The organism is Pseudomonas sp. PICF141 (assembly GCF_002286815.1).
Lineage (GTDB): Bacteria > Pseudomonadota > Gammaproteobacteria > Pseudomonadales > Pseudomonadaceae > Aquipseudomonas.
Window position 1 is genome coordinate 1 of record NZ_MUNM01000020.1, and the last position, 19,373, is coordinate 19,373.

Annotated in this window: 19 protein-coding genes; 10 read left to right on the forward strand and 9 right to left on the reverse strand. The window is 58.3% G+C overall.

Annotation, left to right across the window (positions count from 1 at the left end; translation table 11 throughout):
* Positions 1-105: 105 nt before the first annotated feature.
* A complete protein-coding gene (gene tyrS / locus BZL43_RS02275; RefSeq protein WP_095630802.1) occupies positions 106-1,305 on the reverse strand; it encodes a tyrosine--tRNA ligase in 1,200 nt (399 codons plus the stop codon).
* A gap of 211 nt (positions 1,306-1,516) precedes the next feature.
* Here tyrS and BZL43_RS02280 point away from each other — a divergent pair, with 211 nt between their 5' ends.
* The gene (locus BZL43_RS02280) at positions 1,517-2,953 is read left to right on the forward strand and encodes a peptidoglycan DD-metalloendopeptidase family protein (RefSeq protein ID WP_095630803.1); all 1,437 of its coding nucleotides are present in this window, start codon (positions 1,517-1,519) and stop codon (positions 2,951-2,953) included.
* A 3-nt stretch (positions 2,954-2,956) separates the two neighbouring features.
* Complete coding sequence (locus tag BZL43_RS02285; RefSeq protein WP_095630804.1) at positions 2,957-4,048, forward strand: anhydro-N-acetylmuramic acid kinase; 1,092 nt, start codon at positions 2,957-2,959, stop codon at positions 4,046-4,048.
* Positions 4,049-4,120: 72 nt separating this feature from the next.
* Here the strand turns inward: BZL43_RS02285 and erpA are convergent, their stop codons facing one another.
* On the reverse strand, positions 4,121-4,471 hold the full coding sequence (gene erpA, locus BZL43_RS02290; RefSeq protein ID WP_060541601.1) for an iron-sulfur cluster insertion protein ErpA: 351 nt from the start codon (positions 4,469-4,471) through the stop codon (positions 4,121-4,123).
* 168 nt (positions 4,472-4,639) lie between these two features.
* Positions 4,640-5,674 (reverse strand): N-acetyl-gamma-glutamyl-phosphate reductase, encoded by a 1,035-nt coding sequence (gene argC, locus BZL43_RS02295; RefSeq protein ID WP_095630805.1) that lies wholly within the window; start codon positions 5,672-5,674, stop codon positions 4,640-4,642.
* A gap of 135 nt (positions 5,675-5,809) precedes the next feature.
* Here argC and hemJ point away from each other — a divergent pair, with 135 nt between their 5' ends.
* From hemJ to coq7, 6 genes are all read left to right on the forward strand, one after another.
* Positions 5,810-6,241 carry a protoporphyrinogen oxidase HemJ gene (gene hemJ / locus BZL43_RS02300; RefSeq protein WP_095630806.1) on the forward strand — a complete coding sequence of 144 codons (432 nt, stop codon included), beginning with the start codon at positions 5,810-5,812 and terminating at the stop codon, positions 6,239-6,241.
* Positions 6,242-6,274: 33 nt separating this feature from the next.
* The gene (locus tag BZL43_RS02305) at positions 6,275-7,243 is read left to right on the forward strand and encodes a nitronate monooxygenase family protein (protein ID WP_095630807.1); all 969 of its coding nucleotides are present in this window, start codon (positions 6,275-6,277) and stop codon (positions 7,241-7,243) included.
* Between the two features lie 69 nt (positions 7,244-7,312).
* Entirely contained in the window at positions 7,313-8,290 is a 978-nt protein-coding gene (locus BZL43_RS02310) for a DUF805 domain-containing protein (protein WP_095630808.1), read from the forward strand.
* 62 nt (positions 8,291-8,352) lie between these two features.
* On the forward strand, positions 8,353-9,141 hold the full coding sequence (locus tag BZL43_RS02315; RefSeq protein ID WP_095630809.1) for an SDR family oxidoreductase: 789 nt from the start codon (positions 8,353-8,355) through the stop codon (positions 9,139-9,141).
* A gap of 82 nt (positions 9,142-9,223) precedes the next feature.
* Positions 9,224-9,562, forward strand: coding sequence for a histidine triad nucleotide-binding protein (locus BZL43_RS02320; RefSeq protein WP_095630810.1), 339 nt, complete (start codon positions 9,224-9,226; stop codon positions 9,560-9,562).
* Between the two features lie 204 nt (positions 9,563-9,766).
* The gene (coq7, locus tag BZL43_RS02325) at positions 9,767-10,414 is read left to right on the forward strand and encodes a 2-polyprenyl-3-methyl-6-methoxy-1,4-benzoquinone monooxygenase (protein ID WP_008008345.1); all 648 of its coding nucleotides are present in this window, start codon (positions 9,767-9,769) and stop codon (positions 10,412-10,414) included.
* Positions 10,415-10,587: 173 nt separating this feature from the next.
* On the opposite strand, the gene BZL43_RS02330 is transcribed toward coq7, so the two are convergent.
* Entirely contained in the window at positions 10,588-11,010 is a 423-nt protein-coding gene (locus BZL43_RS02330; protein ID WP_007941657.1) for an OsmC family protein, read from the reverse strand.
* A 252-nt stretch (positions 11,011-11,262) separates the two neighbouring features.
* Between BZL43_RS02330 and crp the strand changes: the two genes are divergently transcribed.
* On the forward strand, positions 11,263-11,907 hold the full coding sequence (crp, locus tag BZL43_RS02335) for a cAMP-activated global transcriptional regulator CRP (RefSeq protein ID WP_095630811.1): 645 nt from the start codon (positions 11,263-11,265) through the stop codon (positions 11,905-11,907).
* A 69-nt stretch (positions 11,908-11,976) separates the two neighbouring features.
* Here crp and BZL43_RS02340 read toward each other — a convergent pair whose 3' ends face one another.
* The 4 genes from BZL43_RS02340 to BZL43_RS02355 all read right to left on the reverse strand — a co-directional run bounded on the left by BZL43_RS02340 (position 11,977) and on the right by BZL43_RS02355 (position 15,308).
* Positions 11,977-12,678: a lipoate--protein ligase family protein gene (locus BZL43_RS02340; RefSeq protein ID WP_095630812.1), complete on the reverse strand. Its 702-nt coding sequence runs from the start codon at positions 12,676-12,678 to the stop codon at positions 11,977-11,979.
* A gap of 144 nt (positions 12,679-12,822) precedes the next feature.
* Positions 12,823-13,659, reverse strand: coding sequence for an indole-3-glycerol phosphate synthase TrpC (gene trpC / locus BZL43_RS02345; protein WP_095630813.1), 837 nt, complete (start codon positions 13,657-13,659; stop codon positions 12,823-12,825).
* Positions 13,656-14,705, reverse strand: a complete 1,050-nt coding sequence (trpD, locus tag BZL43_RS02350; RefSeq protein ID WP_095630814.1) for an anthranilate phosphoribosyltransferase — start codon at positions 14,703-14,705, stop codon at positions 13,656-13,658. The genes trpC and trpD overlap by 4 nt, the downstream gene beginning before the upstream one ends.
* Positions 14,706-14,714: 9 nt before the next feature.
* The gene (locus tag BZL43_RS02355) at positions 14,715-15,308 is read right to left on the reverse strand and encodes an aminodeoxychorismate/anthranilate synthase component II (protein ID WP_095630815.1); all 594 of its coding nucleotides are present in this window, start codon (positions 15,306-15,308) and stop codon (positions 14,715-14,717) included.
* A gap of 409 nt (positions 15,309-15,717) precedes the next feature.
* On the opposite strand from BZL43_RS02355, the gene estP reads away from it, so the two are divergent.
* A complete protein-coding gene (gene estP / locus BZL43_RS02360) occupies positions 15,718-17,625 on the forward strand; it encodes an esterase EstP (protein WP_095630816.1) in 1,908 nt (635 codons plus the stop codon).
* A 231-nt stretch (positions 17,626-17,856) separates the two neighbouring features.
* Here the strand turns inward: estP and trpE are convergent, their stop codons facing one another.
* Positions 17,857-19,338, reverse strand: coding sequence for an anthranilate synthase component I (gene trpE / locus BZL43_RS02365; protein ID WP_095630817.1), 1,482 nt, complete (start codon positions 19,336-19,338; stop codon positions 17,857-17,859).
* Between the last annotated feature and the right edge of the window lie 35 nt (positions 19,339-19,373).

A 19,373-nucleotide genomic window follows, 5' to 3' on the forward strand; every position in this document is an offset into this window, starting at 1 on the left:
AACCGCGTAACTCATTGTTTACCAAGGAGTTTTCCGTTTCGACTGCGCCGGAAGTGGGGCGAATTATAGGCCTTCAAAATCTGCCGTCAACCCCTGATTTCAGCTTTATTCGGATTTGAGCGTAATACGCGCAAATGCCTTCTTCCCGGCCTGACAAACATGGGTTGCGCCCAGTACGTATATAAAGGTGCGATCGACCACCTCACCATCTATACGCACACCACCAGCCCCCAGAAGATCGCGCGCCACAGCAGAGTTCTTCACCAGACCTGCCTTATTAAGGACAGCAGCAATCGGCATATCCTCAGCAGCAGTCAGTTCGATCTCTGGCAGATCATCCGGCAACTCACCCTCCTTCATACGGTTGCCCGCCGCACGATGAGCATTGGCCGCAGCCTCTTCGCCATGGAAGCGAGCAACAATCTCTTCGGCCAGCTTGATCTTGATGTCACGTGGGTTCGCACCCGCCTCGACGTCAGCCCGCAAAGCATTGATCTCTTCCATGGAGCGGAAGCTGAGCAATTCGAAGTAACGCCACATCAACGCATCCGGAATGGAGACCAGCTTGCCGTACATGACACCCGGCGCTTCCTGGATACCGACGTAGTTGCCCAACGACTTGGACATTTTCTTCACGCCATCCAGACCTTCAAGCAGCGGCATGGTCAGAATGCATTGGGCCTCCTGGCCATAACCACGCTGCAGCTCGCGCCCCATCAGCAGATTGAACTTCTGATCGGTGCCTCCCAGCTCGACATCCGCACGCAACGCGACCGAGTCATAACCCTGAACCAGCGGATAGAGGAACTCATGAATGGCGATGGGCTGATTGGCCGTGTAACGCTTGTCAAAATCGTCGCGCTCAAGCATGCGAGCCACGGTGTATTGCGATGTCAGACGAATGAAGTCAGCTGGCCCCATCTGATCCATCCAAGTGGAGTTGAACGCCACTTCAGTTTTGGCCGGATCAAGAATCTTGAACACTTGAGTCTTGTAGGTCTCGGCATTCTCGAGAACCTGCTCACGGGTGAGCGGAGGGCGTGTGGCGCTCTTGCCGCTTGGATCACCGATCATCCCGGTGAAGTCACCTATAAGGAAGATCACCTGGTGCCCCAGATCCTGGAATTGGCGCAGCTTATTAATAAGCACGGTGTGACCCAAGTGCAGATCCGGCGCGGTCGGATCGAAGCCTGCCTTAATACGCAATGGCTGGCCACGCTTGAGTTTCTCGATCAGCTCGGACTCGACCAACAGTTCTTCTGCACCACGTTTGATCAGCGCTAGCTGCTCTTCAACCGACTTCATAACAGACCCGCAAGGCTCAGATTCAAAGGGGAACAACCATACAAGATCGCGCACCAAATACAAGTTTTGGCCGGCGCGCGGACACCAATCCACGGCCAGAGCGTTCGCAGACTTGCTTAAGGGATGATTTGGTTATATTTTATACAGTTATTTCGTCTTCATCATGTCATTCATCTTTTCCAATTCATCTTTTCAAAGTCAAAAATTACCTATGACCACAGAACCGTCTAAAGCGCCGCCGCTTTACCCGAAGACCCACCTGCTCGCCGCAAGTGGCATCGCCGCCCTTCTTAGCCTGGCGCTTCTGGTATTCCCTTCCAGTGATGTTGAAGCCAAAAAGACGACCCTGAGTCTTGAACTGGAAAGCCCTGCAGAACAACTGACACAAGATCAAGACGCCGCAGACGCCGTCCAAGCCACAAATGAGCTGACAGCCTCTCCCTTCGCGCAAATCGAAAACAGCGCCGAAAGCACTCAGGAAACCGCCCAGGCCGCCCCCATCCCCGCCTCTGCTCCCGCGCCAGTCGTCGAAGAAAAGAAGGCGCCAAGCCATAAGGAAGTGATTGTCAGCAAAGGCGACACACTTTCGACTTTGTTCGAGAAGGTCGGCCTTCCGGCCACTTCAGTGAATGAAGTGCTGGCCAGCGACAAGCAGGCCAAGCAGTTCAGCCAGCTAAAACGTGGCCAGAAACTTGAGTTCGAACTGAGCCCTGATGGCCAGTTGACCAATTTGCACAGCAAAGTCAGCGACACGGAAAGCATCAGCCTGACCAAGAATGACAAGGGTTATACGTTCAATCGCATTACCGCCAAGCCTACCGTTCGCTCTGCCTATGTTCATGGCGTGATCAACAGCTCGCTGTCGCAATCTGCCGCCAGGGCAGGCTTATCCCACAGCCTGACCATGGATATGGCCAGCGTGTTTGGCTATGACGTCGACTTCGCCCAGGATATTCGCCAAGGTGACGAGTTTGATGTGATCTACGAACAAAAGGTCGTCAACGGCAAAGCTGTCGGCAACGGCCCGATCCTCTCCGCACGCTTCACCAACCGCGGCAAGACGTACACGGCGGTGCGCTACACCAACAAACAAGGCAACAGCAGCTACTACACCGCTGACGGCAACAGCATGCGCAAGGCGTTTATCCGCACCCCGGTAGACTTCGCCCGCATCAGCTCGAAATTCTCCATGGGCCGCAAGCACCCGATCCTGAACAAGATCCGTGCCCACAAGGGTGTCGATTACGCGGCACCACGCGGCACGCCGATCAAGGCTGCTGGTGACGGTAAAGTACTGTTGGCAGGTCGTCGCGGCGGTTACGGCAACACCGTGATCATCCAGCACGGCAATACCTACCGCACGCTATACGGCCATATGCAGGGCTTCGCCAAAGGCGTCAAGACTGGCGGCAGCGTCAAGCAAGGCCAAGTGATCGGCTACATCGGCACCACCGGCCTCTCCACCGGCCCGCACCTGCACTATGAGTTCCAGGTCAATGGCGTGCACGTCGATCCGCTGGGGCAGAAGGTAGCGATGGCCGATCCGATCTCCAAAGCTGAGCGCTCACGCTTCCTCGCGCAAAGCCAACCGTTGATGGCGCGCATGAATCAAGAGAAAGCCACCCAACTGGCTTCGAGTAAACGCTAAGCCATGGCGCTCTATATAGGGGTGATGTCCGGGACCAGCCTTGATGGCCTGGACATTGCGCTGATCGAGCAAACCCCGGCGATCAAGCTGATCGCCACCCATTACATCCCTATGCCCGTTTCCCTGCGCACCGAGCTGCTTGGCTTGTGCGCCAGCGGCCCGGACGAAATTGCCCGCTCCGCCATTGCCCAGCAGAACTGGGTGAAACTGGCCGCGCAGGGCATTCACACCCTTCTCGAACAACAAAACCTGAAGCCCGATGACATTCGCGCGATTGGCAGCCATGGCCAGACCATTCGCCACGAGCCGGCGCGCGGGTTCACGGTGCAAATCGGCAACCCTGCCTTGCTTGCCGAGCTGACCGGCATCACCGTGGTCAGCGATTTCCGCAGCCGCGATGTAGCCGCAGGCGGGCAAGGTGCACCATTGGTCCCAGCCTTTCACGAAGCCCTGTTTGAAGAACGGCCTGGCAACCGCGCGGTTTTGAACGTCGGCGGGTTCAGCAACCTCAGCCTGATCGAACCCGGCAAGCCTGTTGCCGGGTTCGACTGCGGCCCCGGGAATGTCTTGCTGGATGCCTGGATTCACCAAAAACGGGGCGACAACTTTGATCGTGACGGTCAATGGGCCGCCAGCGGCAAGGTCCAACCGGTCCTGTTGAACGAGCTGCTCAGTGATCCATTCTTTGTGACCCAGGGCCCGAAGAGCACCGGCCGCGAAGTGTTCAATCTGCCATGGCTGATGCAGCATTTGTCGCAGCTACCGGTCTTCGCTGCCGAAGACGTACAGGCCACGTTGCTCGAGCTAACTGCGCTGACCATTGTCGAGTCATTGCAAAGCGCCCAATCGGATACCCGGGAGCTGCTGGTTTGTGGTGGCGGCGCGCACAACGCCGCGCTGATGAAGCGCCTGGCCAGTCTGTTGCCGAACGCGAAAGTCAGCAGTACCGCTGCGTATGGCATAGACCCGGACTGGGTCGAGGCCATGGCCTTCGCCTGGCTGGCCCATTGCTGCCTGGAAGGTATCGCGGCCAACCGCCCGAGCGTCACCGGTGCCCGCGGCCTGCGCGTACTCGGCGCCATCTACCCCGCCTGAGCCTGAACCCCAGACAGCAAAACGCCGCAAAGTCCTGAGACTTTGCGGCGCCTGGCAATGCTGAGGGTGCGATCAGATCGAGAACGAAGAGCCGCAGCCACAGGTGGTGGTAGCGTTCGGGTTCTTGATCACGAAACGCGAACCTTCCAGACCTTCCTGGTAATCCACTTCGGCACCTGCCAGGTACTGGAAGCTCATCGGATCGACCACCAGACTGACGCCTTCGCGCTCGACGATGGTGTCGTCTTCGGCCACTTCTTCATCGAAGGTAAAGCCGTATTGAAACCCTGAACAACCGCCGCCCGTAACGAATACGCGCAGCTTCAAGCGATCATTCCCCTCTTCATCGACCAGGCTCTTCACCTTGTGCGCGGCACCGTGGGTAAATTGCAAAGCCGTGGGGGTGAAGGATTCGACGCTCATGCTGACTATCTCCCGGCGTTACGCCGCCATAATGCGTGATGACGCGCATTATCCGCTTCTCCCAGAAAATCGGTCAACTATTGTTACGGTATATCAATCAACCCAATTGTCAGACCAACATGCAAAAAGGCCCGTTCGAAGGGCCTTTTTGCTAAGCAGGATAGCGTCTTACGGCAGCATGCCCGCATGGGAAAGACCCAAACGCTCATCCAAACCGAACAGGATATTCAGGTTCTGCACCGCCTGACCCGACGCGCCTTTGACCAGGTTATCGATTACCGACAAGACCACCACCAGATCACCATCCTGCGGACGATGCACGGCGATACGGCAAACGTTGGCCCCGCGCACGCTGCGGGTTTCCGGGTGGCTGCCGGCAGGCATCACATCGACGAACGGTTCGTTGGCATAGCGTTTTTCAAACAACGCTTGTAGATCCACCGAGCGATCGACAACAGTTGCGTAGAGCGTCGAGTGAATGCCACGAATCATTGGCGTCAAGTGTGGAACGAAGGTCAGCCCCACATCCTTGCCCGCCGCACGACGCAAGCCCTGGCGGATTTCCGGCAAGTGACGGTGCCCTTTGACGGCGTAAGCCTTCATGCTTTCCGACGTCTCGGCGTACAGCGAACCTACAGAAGCGCCACGACCGGCACCACTGACGCCGGATTTGCAATCTGCAATCAAACGCGTGGTATCGGCCAGACCGGCTTCAAGCAGTGGCAGAAAACCCAATTGCGTGGCCGTCGGATAGCAACCCGGTACAGCAATCAGACGCGCTTGCCTGATTTGCTCACGATTGACTTCCGGCAAACCGTAGACCGCCTCCTCCAACAATTCCGGCGCGCCGTGCGGTTGGCCGTACCATTTGGCCCACTCATCGGCGTCTTGCAGGCGGAAGTCTGCCGACAGGTCGATGACCTTGGTCCCGGCCGCCAGCAACTCACCCGCCAAGGCATGGGCGACACCGTGCGGCGTGGCGAAGAACACCACATCGCAGGCCCCGAGGGTCTTGATGTCCGGAACGCTGAAAGCCAGGCCGTCGTAATGGCCTCGCAGATTCGGGTACATGTCGGCCACGGCCAGGCCGGCCTCGGATCGGGAAGTGATCACTACCACTTCAGCTTGCGGATGCTGTGCCAACAGACGCAGCAGTTCGACACCGGTGTAACCCGTGCCGCCGACGATACCGACCTTGACCATAAACCTGCCCTCAACGAACCCACTGGAAAGCCGTCGATAATAGGGGCGACGCGGCCCTGCGACAACCGTCAAGGTGACGTGCGGCGGCTCAAGCCTCTACTATTCGCGCTACCGTGAACCTGGGAATAACCAAAAATGCTTTATCTGTGGCTCAAAGCGCTTCATATCGTCAGCATGGTTTGCTGGTTTGCCGGCCTGTTTTACCTGCCGCGCCTGTTTGTCTATCACGCTCAAAGCGAAGACACCGTCAGCAAGGAACGCTTCAGCATCATGGAGCGCAAGCTATACCGGGGCATCATGGGACCGGCGATGATTGCCACGCTGGCATTCGGCATCTGGCTGATCAGCCTCAACCCGAGCGCCTATTTCACCCAAGGTGCATGGATGCATGCCAAATTGACCCTGGTGGTGATCCTTATCGGCTATCACCACATGTGCGGCGCACAGGTAAAACGTTTTGCCCGTGGCGAAAACACCCGCAGCCATGTCTTTTATCGCTGGTTCAATGAAGTGCCGGTTCTGATATTGCTGGCTATCGTAATTCTGGTCGTCGTTCGGCCGTTTTAATCCCACAAGCATCAATCATCCGGGGTACATCCAATGTCGCTGCCCGCTTTGCTCGAACACCGTTTGCGTTTGCCTGTGGTGGCAGCACCGATGTTCCTGATTTCAAATCCTGAGCTGGTGCTCGCCTGCTGCCGCAATGGGGTGGTGGGCAGCTTTCCTGCGCTGAATCAGCGTGAAAGCAGCGGTTTCAAGGCCTGGCTGGAAGACATCGAAGCAGGACTGGCGATACTGGAAAACCCCGCACCTTATGCAGTGAATCTGATCGTTCACAACAGCAATCCGCGATTACAGGCGGATCTGGCGATCTGCATCGAACACAAAGTACCGATCGTGATCACCAGCCTCGGTGCCGTGAAAGAACTGGTGGATGCGGTGCACAGCTATGGTGGCCTGGTGTTTCACGATGTAACGACGCGCCGCCATGCGGAAAAAGCTGCCGAAGCCGGTGTGGACGGCTTGATCGCCGTGGCTGCGGGCGCCGGCGGTCACGCCGGGACCTGGAGCCCGTTTTCGCTGATCGCCGAGATTCGCCAGTTTTTCGACAAGACCTTACTGCTGGCCGGCTGCCTGAATCATGGTCATGAAATTCTTGCCGCGCAGTTGCTCGGTGCGGATTTGGCCTACTTCGGTACGCGATTTATCGGCACCACGGAAAGTCATGCGCCTGACGCGTACAAGGAGATGCTCCTGACTTCCAGGGCCGCAGACATCGTCCATACTCCAGCGGTGTCGGGAGTACCGGCGAGTTTCATGCGACGGAGCCTTGAGGCCGCCGGTTTCGACATGGCCGCTCTGCAAGGCAAGGGCGAGGTGGACTTCGGTTCCAAGCTCAAGCCATTGAACGATGAGGCCAAAGCCTGGAAAACCGTATGGTCCGCAGGCCAAGGCGTCGGAGAAATCGAGGACCTGCCAAGTGTCGATCAACTGGTCGCGCGTCTTGATGCCGAATATCGCAAGGCGCTGGAGCTGGCGGCGGCGTTGTCCAAGCGCTGGCCGCGCTGACAGGCGGGCCTTACACTCATAGTTGTAACACCGTCTATTACAAACTCTCGCGACAAGGATGCCTCGGCCATGAGCGAAAACCGTTTCAAGATCGTCTTCGAAGGCGCTCTGCTGCCAGGTGTTGACGTCACCACCGCGAAGCTCAATCTCGCCGAGCTGTTCAAAAGCGACGTGGCGGCCATCGAGCGCCTGTTCAGTGGCCAGAAGGTTGCGCTCAAGCGCGACCTGTCACAGGCCGATGCGCAGGTTTACCTACAGGCGCTGACGAAAACCGGCATCGATGCCCGAATCGAGGCAGAACCCTCGATCGAGCTGAACCTGTCCGACGTTCACGAACACGCTCCGGCCAACGATCAGCCTGTCACGGCAGATCCCGACTCTCCCTATGCACCGCCTCGCGCCTCTGTCGGCGAAAAAATGCCGGAGTTTTCTACGCTCAAGGCCTTCAGTTTCGTTGGCCGTATCGGCCGCTTGCGCTTTCTGGCCTGGACGATGGCCCTTACGCTGGTAACGCTTGGCATTGGCGCCGTCCTGGCTGTGTTCGGCTTCGCACTCATCAGCACGGACTCCACTGCTGGCTTGATTCTCGCGGGCCTGCTGGCCGTTATCCTGGTCGTAGTGCTCGCCTTCATCAGCATCCAGTTCAGTGTGCAGCGCCTGCATGATATCGGCTGGTCCGGCTGGCTCTGGCTGCTGAATCTTGTACCGATCGTGGGCAGCGTTTTTCCGTTTGTCATAATGATCGTGCCGGGTAACAACACGGCCAACCGATATGGCGCACCGCCGCCGCCCAACAGCAATGCGGTCCGGGTGCTGGCTTCGCTGTGGCTGGTGTTTATCGCAATCATGTTTGTGGGCGGGCTGACTGGAGGCCTCACCGCGATCAAGGATGAGTACGAAAGCGCCACCGACAGCACCTATCAAAGCAGCGCGGTGATCACCGACGAAGTTGACGTAGCGCCGGCCGATGAGGCCGAACCAGCACCAAATTCATCCGATGATGCAGCCGAAGCAGCCGAGCCCGCTGTAGACTCTGCGACAGAATGAACAGCGCTCCCCGCCCGTGACACCTGCGTCGCCGGCGCGGAGCTGTTGCGATGGAGAACTGCATGACCCGTTACGCTCTGATCACTGGCGCTTCCAGCGGCATCGGCCTGGCGATGGCCGAAGCGCTGGCCCGGCGCGGCCGCCACCTGATTCTGGTGGCCCGACAGCGTGATCAGCTTGAAAGCATTGCGATTGAACTGACTCAACGTTTTGGTGTGGAGGTGCTGTTTCGTGCCTGTGACCTGGGCGAGCCGCTGAGGCTGTCCGGTTTTTTGCTGGAGCTGGAAGAAGGCGACCGGCAGATAGATTTGCTGGTCAACTGTGCCGGCATCGGTACCTGCGGTCCATTCCTGGCCCAGGACTGGATGACCGAGCAGGACTTGATCGAAGTGAATATTCTGGCCCTCACACGCTTGTGCCATGCCATTGGCAACAGCATGGCCTTGCAGGGCGGTGGACAGATACTGAACGTCGCGTCGGTCGCGGCGTTTCATCCCGGTCCCTGGATGAGCACTTATTACGCCAGCAAAGCTTACGTGCTGCATTTTTCCGAAGGTTTACGCGTCGAGCTGAAGAAATGCGCGGTCAAGGTGTCGGTACTCTGCCCTGGCCCGACCCGCACGGCGTTTTTCCGCACCGCGCAACTGAACACCGACAAACTGGTCGAGAGCAATTTGCTGATGAGCCCGGAAGAAGTCGCGCTCTATACCGTGCGCGCGCTGGCGAAAAATCGCGCCATTATTATCCCCGGTCGCCTGAATCGCTGGTCCGCATTGCTGCCGCGGCTCGGCTCACGCTGGCTGACCCGGACAATCGCGGGCATGGTCAACAAAGCCCATTGTCCGCGCTGATCAAATCCTCAAGGCAAAAGACTGGGCTCTGGCCTGACCCATGGTTACACTCAGCCCAGCCCAAACAACGGAGAAAACAGCTGTGGATACTCTGTTCACCAAGATCATCAACCGGGAAATCCCGGCGAAGATCATTTATGAGGACGACCAGGTACTGGCCTTCCACGACATCGCGCCACAGGCTCCCGTACACTTTCTGGTAGTCCCGAAGAAACCGGTGCGCACCCTTAACGACCTCACCGAGGACGACAAGGCTTTGGCCGGGCATATTCTGTTCACGGCCCAGCGTCTGGCCAAGGAACTGGGCTGTGAAGAAGGTTTCCGGGTAGTCATGAATTGCAATGAATTAGGCGGCCAGACTGTCTATCACATTCATATGCACGTGCTCGGTCAGCGCCAGATGCACTGGCCGCCGGGCTGATTCATCAATCTCCCCTGTAGGCGCGAGGCTTGCCCGCGAAGGCGTCCTCAAGTGCGCCAAAAGCTTCGCGGGCAAGCCTCGCTCCTACAAGGAAGGCTCCTACAAGGAAGGCTTGGTGGTGACACCAGTGGAAATGACCCAACGCAAACCCTCCCCCGGCCGATTGAGTTAAACTGGCCGCCGAGATTCTTCCCGGAGGTCAGCATGACTACCCAACGTCACTACTCGCCGATTGACCGTCTTCTACTGCAAGCCGATGCCGCGATGCGGACTTTGCTGCCCTTCAGTGGTCAGCCTTACCGTCCGTCGCCTGCCATCGTGCAGCCGGATGCGCAAATGAGCGACGAGGACACCCGACACGTCGCCGGGTTGATGCGCATCAACCATACCGGCGAAGTCTGTGCCCAGGCGCTGTATCAAGGCCAGGCCCTGACCGCCAAGCTGCCGAAAGTGCGCGCCGCCATGGAGCATGCCGCCGAAGAAGAAATCGATCATCTGGTGTGGTGCGAACAACGCATTCATCAGTTGGGCAGCCATACCAGCATCCTCAATCCGCTGTTCTACGGCATGTCGTTCGGGATTGGCGCGGTCGCCGGGTTGATCAGCGACAAGGTCAGCCTGGGTTTCGTTGCTGCCACCGAGCACCAGGTCTGCAAACACCTGAATGAACACCTTGAGCAACTGCCGGCCGAGGATGAAAAATCCCGGGCGATTCTGGAGCAGATGCGTATCGATGAAGAGCATCATGCTGAAAGTGCGCTGGATGCCGGCGGATTTCGTTTTCCGGCACCGGTGAAATTCGGCATGAGTCTGTTGGCCAAGGTAATGACCAAGAGTACGTATCGGATCTAAGTATTGCAGCGCCCGCGACGTCCAATCGCGGGCAAGCCCGCTCCCACAGGAACCGCGTTTCGCAACAAAAAAGGCGACTACCTCGAGGTAGTCGCCTTTTTTTGTACTCGGAACTCTTGGTTCGGCATGTTGCGCGCGTAGAAAATCTGCCTCACCTGCGTCTGCACGTCGATTCAACCAAGCTCGATGATTTCATAGTCATGGGTAATCGCCACGCCAGCTGCGCCAAGCATGATCGAGGCCGAGCAATACTTTTCGGCCGACAACTCGATGGCGCGCTTGACCTGGGCTTCTTTCAGCCCGCGGCCCTTGACCACGAAGTGCATGTGAATCTTGGTGAAAACCTTCGGATCCTCGGTCGCACGCTCGGCTTCGAGGAAGGCTTCGCAGCTTTCGACGGCCTGACGGGACTTCTTGAGAATGCTGACCACATCAAAATTGCTGCAGCCGCCAACACCCAGCAGGAGCATTTCCATCGGCCGGACACCCAGGTTACGACCGCCGGCATCGGGCGGACCGTCCATGACCACGACATGACCGCTGCCGGATTCGCCGAGGAACATGGCTTCGCCAGCCCATTGGATGCGTGCCTTCATCGCCAAGACTCCACTGTCTAAAAAAGGGTCGCCAGCTTAGCACAGGGTCTTTGATTGGCAGCGCTTCGCCTTCCTGGGACATAACCATATGCGTCGTAGGCAAATTCTCGAATCTTGAAGGAATACGTCTGTTAAGCTGACGCCAATTCAATGGCGCATTGCCAGCTTTGTGGCGAATCCCGAAAGGATCGCAGGCCTGGCCAGCGCCTACAAAAGAACAAACACACCGTGCAGTCTTTTCGGGATACAACCATGGTTGCCATTACTCCCACACCCAAAATCAAGAACCTCGACAAACTGTTGATGCACTGCCAACGCCGTCGCTATGCCGCCAAGAGCAATATCATTTGTGCCGGTGACCGTTCGGACACGCTGTTTTTCATCATCAAAGGTTCGGTCACCATACTGATTGAGGATGACGACGGCCGTGAAATGATCATCGCCTACCTCAACTGTGGGGACTTTTTTGGCGAGTTGGGTCTGTTTGAGCAAGCGGGCCTGGAACAGGAGCGCAGCGCCTGGGTACGCGCCAAGGTCGAATGTGAAGTGGCGGAAATCAGCTACGCGAAATTCCGCGAGCTGTCCCAACAGGATCCAGACATTCTTTACGTGCTCAGCGGACAAATCGCACAGCGCCTGCGCAATACCACGCGCAAGGTCGGTGACCTGGCCTTCTTCGACGTGACCGGTCGCGTTGCACGCTGTCTGCTGGAACTGTGCAAACAGCCCGATGCCATGACTCACCCCGACGGCATGCAGATCAAAGTGACCCGTCAGGAAATCGGCCGGATTGTCGGTTGTTCCCGCGAGATGGTCGGCCGCGTGCTCAAAGACCTGGAAGAGCGCAACCTGGTCGACGTCAAAGGCAAGACCATGGTGGTCTTCGGTACGCGCTAATCCCGAAAATCAAGCTCTGGGTACTTAAGCTCCAAGAACTTTAGCTCCGAGAACTTTAGCACCGAGAACTTAAACCCCGAGCATTTCTGCCAGTAACTGTCGGTACAACATCTCCAGCCGTTCCAGCGCATCAGGAGCGGCGAATTTTTCGTGCAGGGCGATGTGGCTTTCAGCGCGAACCCGCGCCTCCAGGCCACAGGCTTCATTGAAGCGATTGACCGCCGCGACCATCGACTCTCGCTCGTTATCGATCAACATCGCCCCGTGCACCAGGCCGACCGGACGCTGACCGCCCTTGCTCTGGCGCCACCGCTGGGCGGTGCCAACCATCTTTCGGCCATCGAGGTTGACGTTGAAACGGCCGTCGCAGAACGCCCCCTCAATCTCGCCCAACGACGAAGTGCCACCCAGCTCATCGAGCAACTGACAGATTGGATCGCACAGCCGACGGTAGCCGGTTTCGATACGGTTCAAATCGCCTTCGCTGCGCGGCGGGGCATAAACCAGTGCGATGTTGAGGGTCGAGGCCGATTGCGGTACGGGCTCACCGCCGGTTTCGCGCAGCAATACCGGCCAGCCGGCGGCGGCGGAGACTTCGCAGGCGGCCTCGAATTGTGGCAGACGATTCAAGCGACGAGGCATGACCAATGCGCGGTCAGTGGGTTGCCAGAACAGCAAGCCGAATTCCGACTCACCGGTGCACACATGAGCCAGCAGATCCTGCTCGGCGAGCAGGCCGGCTTCAATGGTCAGGGGGATTGGTGAGGTCATAAGGTATTCCGTTGGACATGAAGTCTGTGGCGCTACTTATGCCGCCATCGCAAGCAGGCTCGCTGCCACCGGATCTCTGATTTGAGTAGATCTCTTGTGGGAGCGAGCCTGCTCGCGATGGCGTCGACTCAGTCTGCGTTGTAGTCAGTCGAGCGTAGAGCCGCTCACTGGAACGCCACGCTCGGGAAAGAACAGGCGCTGCAGTTCGGTACCCGGGTTTTCGGCGCGCATGAACGCTTCGCCGACCAGGAACGCATACACGTCGCTGATTTCCATCAGCTCGACATCGGCCCGGTTAAGAATGCCACTCTCGGTTATCACCAGACGATCACGCGGAATACGCGGCAACAGGTCGAGGGTGGTTTCCAGATTGACTTCGAACGTGTGCAGATTGCGGTTGTTCACGCCCACCAGTGGTGTGTCGAGTGTCTTCAAGGCCCGCTCCAGCTCATCGCCGTCATGGACTTCCACCAGCACATCGAGACCGACGCTTTTGGCCACCGCCGCCAGCTCGGCCATTTTCACGTCATCCAGTGCTGAAACGATCAGCAGCACGCAGTCGGCCCCCAGAGCACGGGACTCGACGATCTGATACGGGTCGATCATGAAATCCTTGCGGATCACCGGCAGCTTGCATGCCGCCCGAGCCTGTTGCAGATACGCATCGGCGCCCTGAAAGTAATCGATGTCGGTGAGCACCGACAGGCAAGTCGCCCCGCCCTTCTCGTAACTTTTGGCGATGTCGGCGGGAACGAAGTTCTCGCGAATCACGCCTTTGCTTGGCGAAGCTTTCTTGATTTCCGCAATGACCGCCGGCTGTTTCGTTTTGGCCTGATCGATCAATGCCTTGGCAAAGCCACGGGGTGCATCGGCCGCCTTGGCCAGATTTTCCAGCTCCGCCAGGCTCACACGGGCGCTACGCTCGGCGACTTCCTGAACTTTGCGGGCCAGAATATTTTCCAGAACCGTCGGCACACTCATCCTTCATTCTCCACTTTGAATACCGCGGTAAATGCACCCAATTCCTCAAGCTTTTCCCGAGCGAGGCCTGTGTGCAGCGCATCGTGCGCCAGAGCAACGCCTTCTTTCAAACTGCTGGCAACATCAGCGGCGTACAGCGCGGCACCGGCATTGAGCACGATCATCTCGGCGGCTTTCTGACCGTTTTCGGTCTTGCGCTTGCCCAAGGCATCGCGGATCAGCTCGAGGGAGGCCGCCGGACTTTCCACTGCCAGACCGTGCAGGCTCTGGCTCTTCATCCCCAAATCTTCGGGTTCGACCCAGTATTCGGTGATCTGGTCATTCTTCAATTCAGCCACAAAAGTCGGTGCTGCCAGACTGAACTCGTCCAGGCCATCCTTCGAATGCACCACCAGCACATGTTTGCTGCCCAAGCGCTGCAAGACTTCGGCCAATGGCCGGCACAACGCCTGACTGAACACACCCACCACCTGATGTTTCACACCGGCCGGATTCGTAAGCGGGCCGAGCATGTTGAACAGCGTGCGCAAGCCCAGCTCGCGGCGCGGGCCGGCGGCGTGCTTCATGGCGCTGTGGTGAGTCTGGGCAAACATGAAACCGATGCCCACGTTGTCGATGCAACGCGCCACCTGAACCGGCGTCAGGTTCAGGTAGATCCCCGCCGCCTCAAGCAGGTCGGCGCTGCCGCTTTTGCCCGACACCGCACGGTTACCATGCTTGGCCACGGTGCAGCCGGCCGCCGCGACCACGAACGAGGAAGCGGTGGAGACGTTGAAAATGTTCGCACCGTCGCCGCCAGTGCCGACCACATCGACCACGCCATCAAGGGTGTTGAGTTCAACCTTGTCCGCCAACTCGCGCATCGCCGTCACGGCGCCGACGATCTCATCGATGCTTTCGCTCTTCATGCGCATGGCCATCATGAACGCACCGATCTGCGCATCCGTGCATTGACCCGTCATGATTTCGCGCATGACATCGCGCATTTCATCGGTACTGAGGTCGAGGTGGCCGACGATACGGCTCAGGGCTGTCTTGATATCCATGGAAAGTCCTTAGCGCGTGCCGCCGGTTTGTTTGAGGAAGTTGGCGAACAGCTCATGGCCCTGTTCGGTGAGGATAGACTCTGGGTGGAACTGCACACCCTCGATGTTCAGCGTTTTGTGGCGCAGCCCCATGATTTCGTCGACCGAGCCGTCTTCGAGCCGGGTCCAGGCGGTCAGTTCCAGGCAATCGGGCAGGGTTTCACGCTTGACGATCAACGAGTGGTAGCGGGTGACTGTCAGCGGGCGATTCAGGCCTTCGAACACGCCCTTGTCCTCGTGGAATACCGGGCTAGTCTTACCATGCATGACTTGACGGGCACGAACCACATCGCCACCAAAGGCCTGGCCGATGGACTGGTGACCCAGGCAAACACCGAGAATCGGCAACTTGCCGGCGAAGTGCTTGATCGCTTCGATGGAAATACCGGCTTCGGTCGGTGTGCAAGGACCGGGCGACACGACGATACGCTCAGGCTTGAGGGCTTCGATGTCGGCTATGGTGAGTTCGTCGTTGCGCACGACTTTGACCTCGGCGCCCAACTCGCCAAGGTATTGCACAACGTTGTAAGTAAAAGAGTCGTAGTTATCGATCATCAGCAACATGGCGTTAAGAACCTCTTGAATTCACTGACTTTTAAGACGGCCTTCGAATGATTTACCCGCAGTGCGCTGCGCTTTGTCAGGTGCGGGAGCGGCGCCAGCAAAGCGGCATTTCATACAGGTAAAGAAGGCAAAGCGGTACAGGCCCGGCCAGGCCGGCAGAAAAGATTCAGGCGCGCCAACGCCAACGGGCGTGTGCCTTGATGACTTGATCCAGAAGTTTGCTGACGATCAACACGGGGAAGGTCTCATTCATACGTCTCGGCACAGTAACTTAGCTGGGCAGAGCGTGCAATATGGTCGGGGCGACAGGGCGCGAAACAAGCGAAGGGTTCGCGATAGATGGCAAAGGGCCGGAAGTTTTTGGTACTGTCGTTTCGTTTACAACAACAATAAATAAACGGACTTGCTCATGATCAAACAGACATTGCTTGTACCGCTCGCCGGATGCCTGCTCGCTGCTGCCTGTGCCCAGGCGATCGCTGCGCCCAACCCTTATTCGAATTTCGTGGTCTTCGGCGACAGCCTCAACGATGCCGGGCAGTTTACCGACACGGGCGGCCCTGCCGGGGCGACCCAGCGTTTTACCAACCGGACCGGGCCGGTCTACCTGGATGGCAGTGGTGAATTTCGCTCGCTGAACTCCACCCAACTATTGGGTGGACGTCTGGGGTTCTCAGCAGACCAAACCGCCGCCTCGACTTCGGCTGTGCGCGCCAATCAAGGGCTGGTGGATGGCAACAACTGGGCCGTGGGCGGTTACCGCACCGACCAGATTCTGGATTCGATCACTACCGAATCCGCCACGGGCGAACGCACCCGACCAGGCTATCTGCCGACGAATAATTTCCGCGCCGATCCGAATGCGCTGTATTACATCTCCGGGGGCGGCAACGATTTCCTTCAAGGCCGCGTACTCAATACCGCTCAGGCCAACACCGCGGCGAATCAACTGGCCGACAGCGTGCAGACTCTGCAAACCGCCGGCGCCAAATACATCGTGGTCTGGCTGCTGCCTGACCTTGGATTGACGCCCGCCGTCAATGGCACCCCGCTACAAGCCTCGATCTCGCAGCTCAGTACCGACTTCAATCAGCAGTTGGTCACACGCCTGGCGGGGATCAATGCCGAAATTATCCCGCTGAACATTCCGCTGCTGTTGCAGGAAAGCTTCGCCGACCCGGCACGTTTCGGCCTCGCCACCGACCAGAACCTGACAGCCACCTGTTTTAGCGGCAGTGGTTGTACGCAGAACGCCGTGTATGGCATCAACAGTGCCACCCCGGATCCGAGCAAGCTGATTTATAACGACTCGGTTCATCCCACTGAAGCCGGGCAAAAGCTGATAGCCGACTACGCCTATTCCTTGCTGTCGGCGCCCTGGGAACTGACGCTGCTGCCGGAAATGGCCCACGCCACCTTACGCGCCCATCAGGATGAATTGCGTAGCCAGTGGCAATCCGACTGGGAGAACTGGCAGGCCGTTGGCCAATGGCGCGCGATTGTCGCCGGCGGTGGTCAGCATCTGGATTTCGATAGCCAAAGCAGCGGCGCCAGTGCCGATGGCAGCGGCTACAACCTGAATATCGGCGGCAGCTATCGCCTCAATGAAGCCTGGCGCGTGGGTGTGGCAGCAGGCTTCTATCGTCAGAACCTGGACGCCGGCAGTAACGATTCGGACTACAAACTCAATAGCTATCTGGCGACCGCCTTCGCCCAGTTCCAGCAGAATCGCTGGTGGGCCGATGCCGCATTGACTGGTGGCAAGCTGGACTACGACAACCTCGAACGCAAATTCGACATGGGTGCGGGCGAAGGTGGGGAAAAGGGTGATACCGACGGCCATCTCTGGGCTTTCAGCACTCGTCTTGGCTATGACATTGCGCAACCGGGCAGCGAATGGCACCTGTCACCGTTCATCAGCGCCGATTACGCCGAAGTGGAAGTCGACGGCTATTCGGAAAACAGCACCCGCTCCACGGCCCTGACCTTTGATGATCAGACCCGAGATTCGAAACGACTGGGTGTCGGCTTGCAAGGCAAATACAACTTCACTCGTCAGACCCAGGTATTTGGCGAATATGCCTATGAGCGGGAGTATGAAGATGACGTTCAGAAGGTAAACATGGCCCTCAATAGCCTGCCGGCCAATGACTTCACACTGGAAGGTTATACGCCGCAAAGTCACTTGAACCGCGTGAGCCTGGGGGTCAGCCATAAGTTGAGCGCCGACCTGGCCCTGCGCGGCGGTTATACGTTCCGCAAGGATGATGACTTTACCCAACAGGGCATCAGCGTTGGGGTGGCGCTGGACTTCTGACCCAGGCACAAAAAACGCGGCGCCCTTAAAGGCGCCGCGTTTTTTATGGTGAGCACTTATTGTGGCGAGGGGGCTTGCCCCCGTTCGGCTGCGCAGCAGCCGCAAATCCAGGCGACTTGATCAGCCTGAAAGGGAAAAATGCAGGGGGCCGCTTCGCGACCCAACGGGGGCAAGCCCCCTCGCCACAGAAGCTCCCCCGCCACAAAGCCCGTTCCTATAGGTTTTGCGTACTCAGTTGTCCGGCGTCTGCTCGGCCAAGGCTACTGCGCGGAACATGGCGCGGCGCTTGTTCAGGGTTTCTTCCCATTCCAGGGCCGGCACCGAGTCAGCGACGATGCCGCCACCGGCCTGCACGTGCAGTTCGCCGTTCTTGATCACTGCGGTGCGGATCGCAATCGCAGTGTCCATGTTGCCGTTCCAGGCGAAGTAACCGACCGCGCCGCCGTACACACCACGCTTGACCGGTTCCAGCTCGTCGATGATTTCCATCGCGCGAATCTTCGGCGCGCCAGACAAAGTACCGGCCGGCAGGATCGCCCGCAGTGCGTCCATCGCCGTCAGGCCGGCCTTCAACTGACCGGTAACGTTGGACACGATGTGCATCACGTTGGAGTAACGCTCGATGACCATCTTCTCGGTGAGCTTCACCGAACCGATTTCGGAGACCCGACCGGTATCGTTGCGGCCAAGATCGATCAGCATCAAGTGCTCGGCGATTTCCTTGTCGTCCGACAGCAGGTCCTTTTCCAGCGCCACGTCAGCCTCTTCGTTGGCGCCTCGCGGACGGGTACCGGCAATGGGGCGCACGGTGATCAAGTTGTCTTCGACCCGCACCAATACTTCCGGCGAACTGCCGACCACGTGGAAGTCACCGAAGTTGAAGAAGTACATGTAAGGCGTCGGGTTGAAGCAGCGCAGCGCCCGGTACAGGTCGATAGGCGCAGCCTTGAAGTCGATCGACATGCGCTGGGACGGCACGACCTGCATGCAGTCACCGGCCAGGATGTACTCCTTGATGGTGTCGACGGCTTTTTCGTAGTCGTTCTGGGTGAAGCTGGAGCGGAACACCGGGTCGGCCGATTGCTGTTTGCTGAAGTCCAGGCCTCGGCGCGGGGTGATCGGCTGACGGAGTTGTTCGAGCAGCGCTTGCAGACGCGCCTGACCTTGTTCGAAAGCGTCTTCCTGCGATGGATCGGCCAGGACAATCGCGTGCATTTTGCCGGCGAGGTTGTCGAACACCACCACCGCGTCCGACACCATCAGCAGAATGTCCGGTACGCCCAGCGGATCCGGGTTCGGGCATTTGCCCAGACGCTTTTCCACATAGCGTACGCAGTCATAACCGAAATAGCCCACCAGACCGCCATTGAAGCGCGGCAGACCGGCGATGGTCGGCACGTTGTAGCGCGCCTTGAAGGTTTCGACGAAGGCCAATGGGTCTTCAACGTCGTGGCTTTCAATCTCGACGCCGTCGTGGGTCACGCTGACGTGGTGATCATGAACCCGCAGCACGGTGCGGCACGGCAGGCCGATGATCGAATAACGGCCCCACTTCTCGCCGCCCTGCACTGACTCCAGCAGGTAGGAATTGGGCTCGTCAGCCAGTTTCAGGTAGATCGACAACGGCGTGTCGAAGTCGGCCAGGGTTTCGCAGGCAAGCGGGATGCGGTTGTAGCCGGCAGCGGCCAAACGCAGGAATTCTTCGCGGATCATGAGGTGCCTCGTGGTTTGAGGGTCTAACGGTCAGG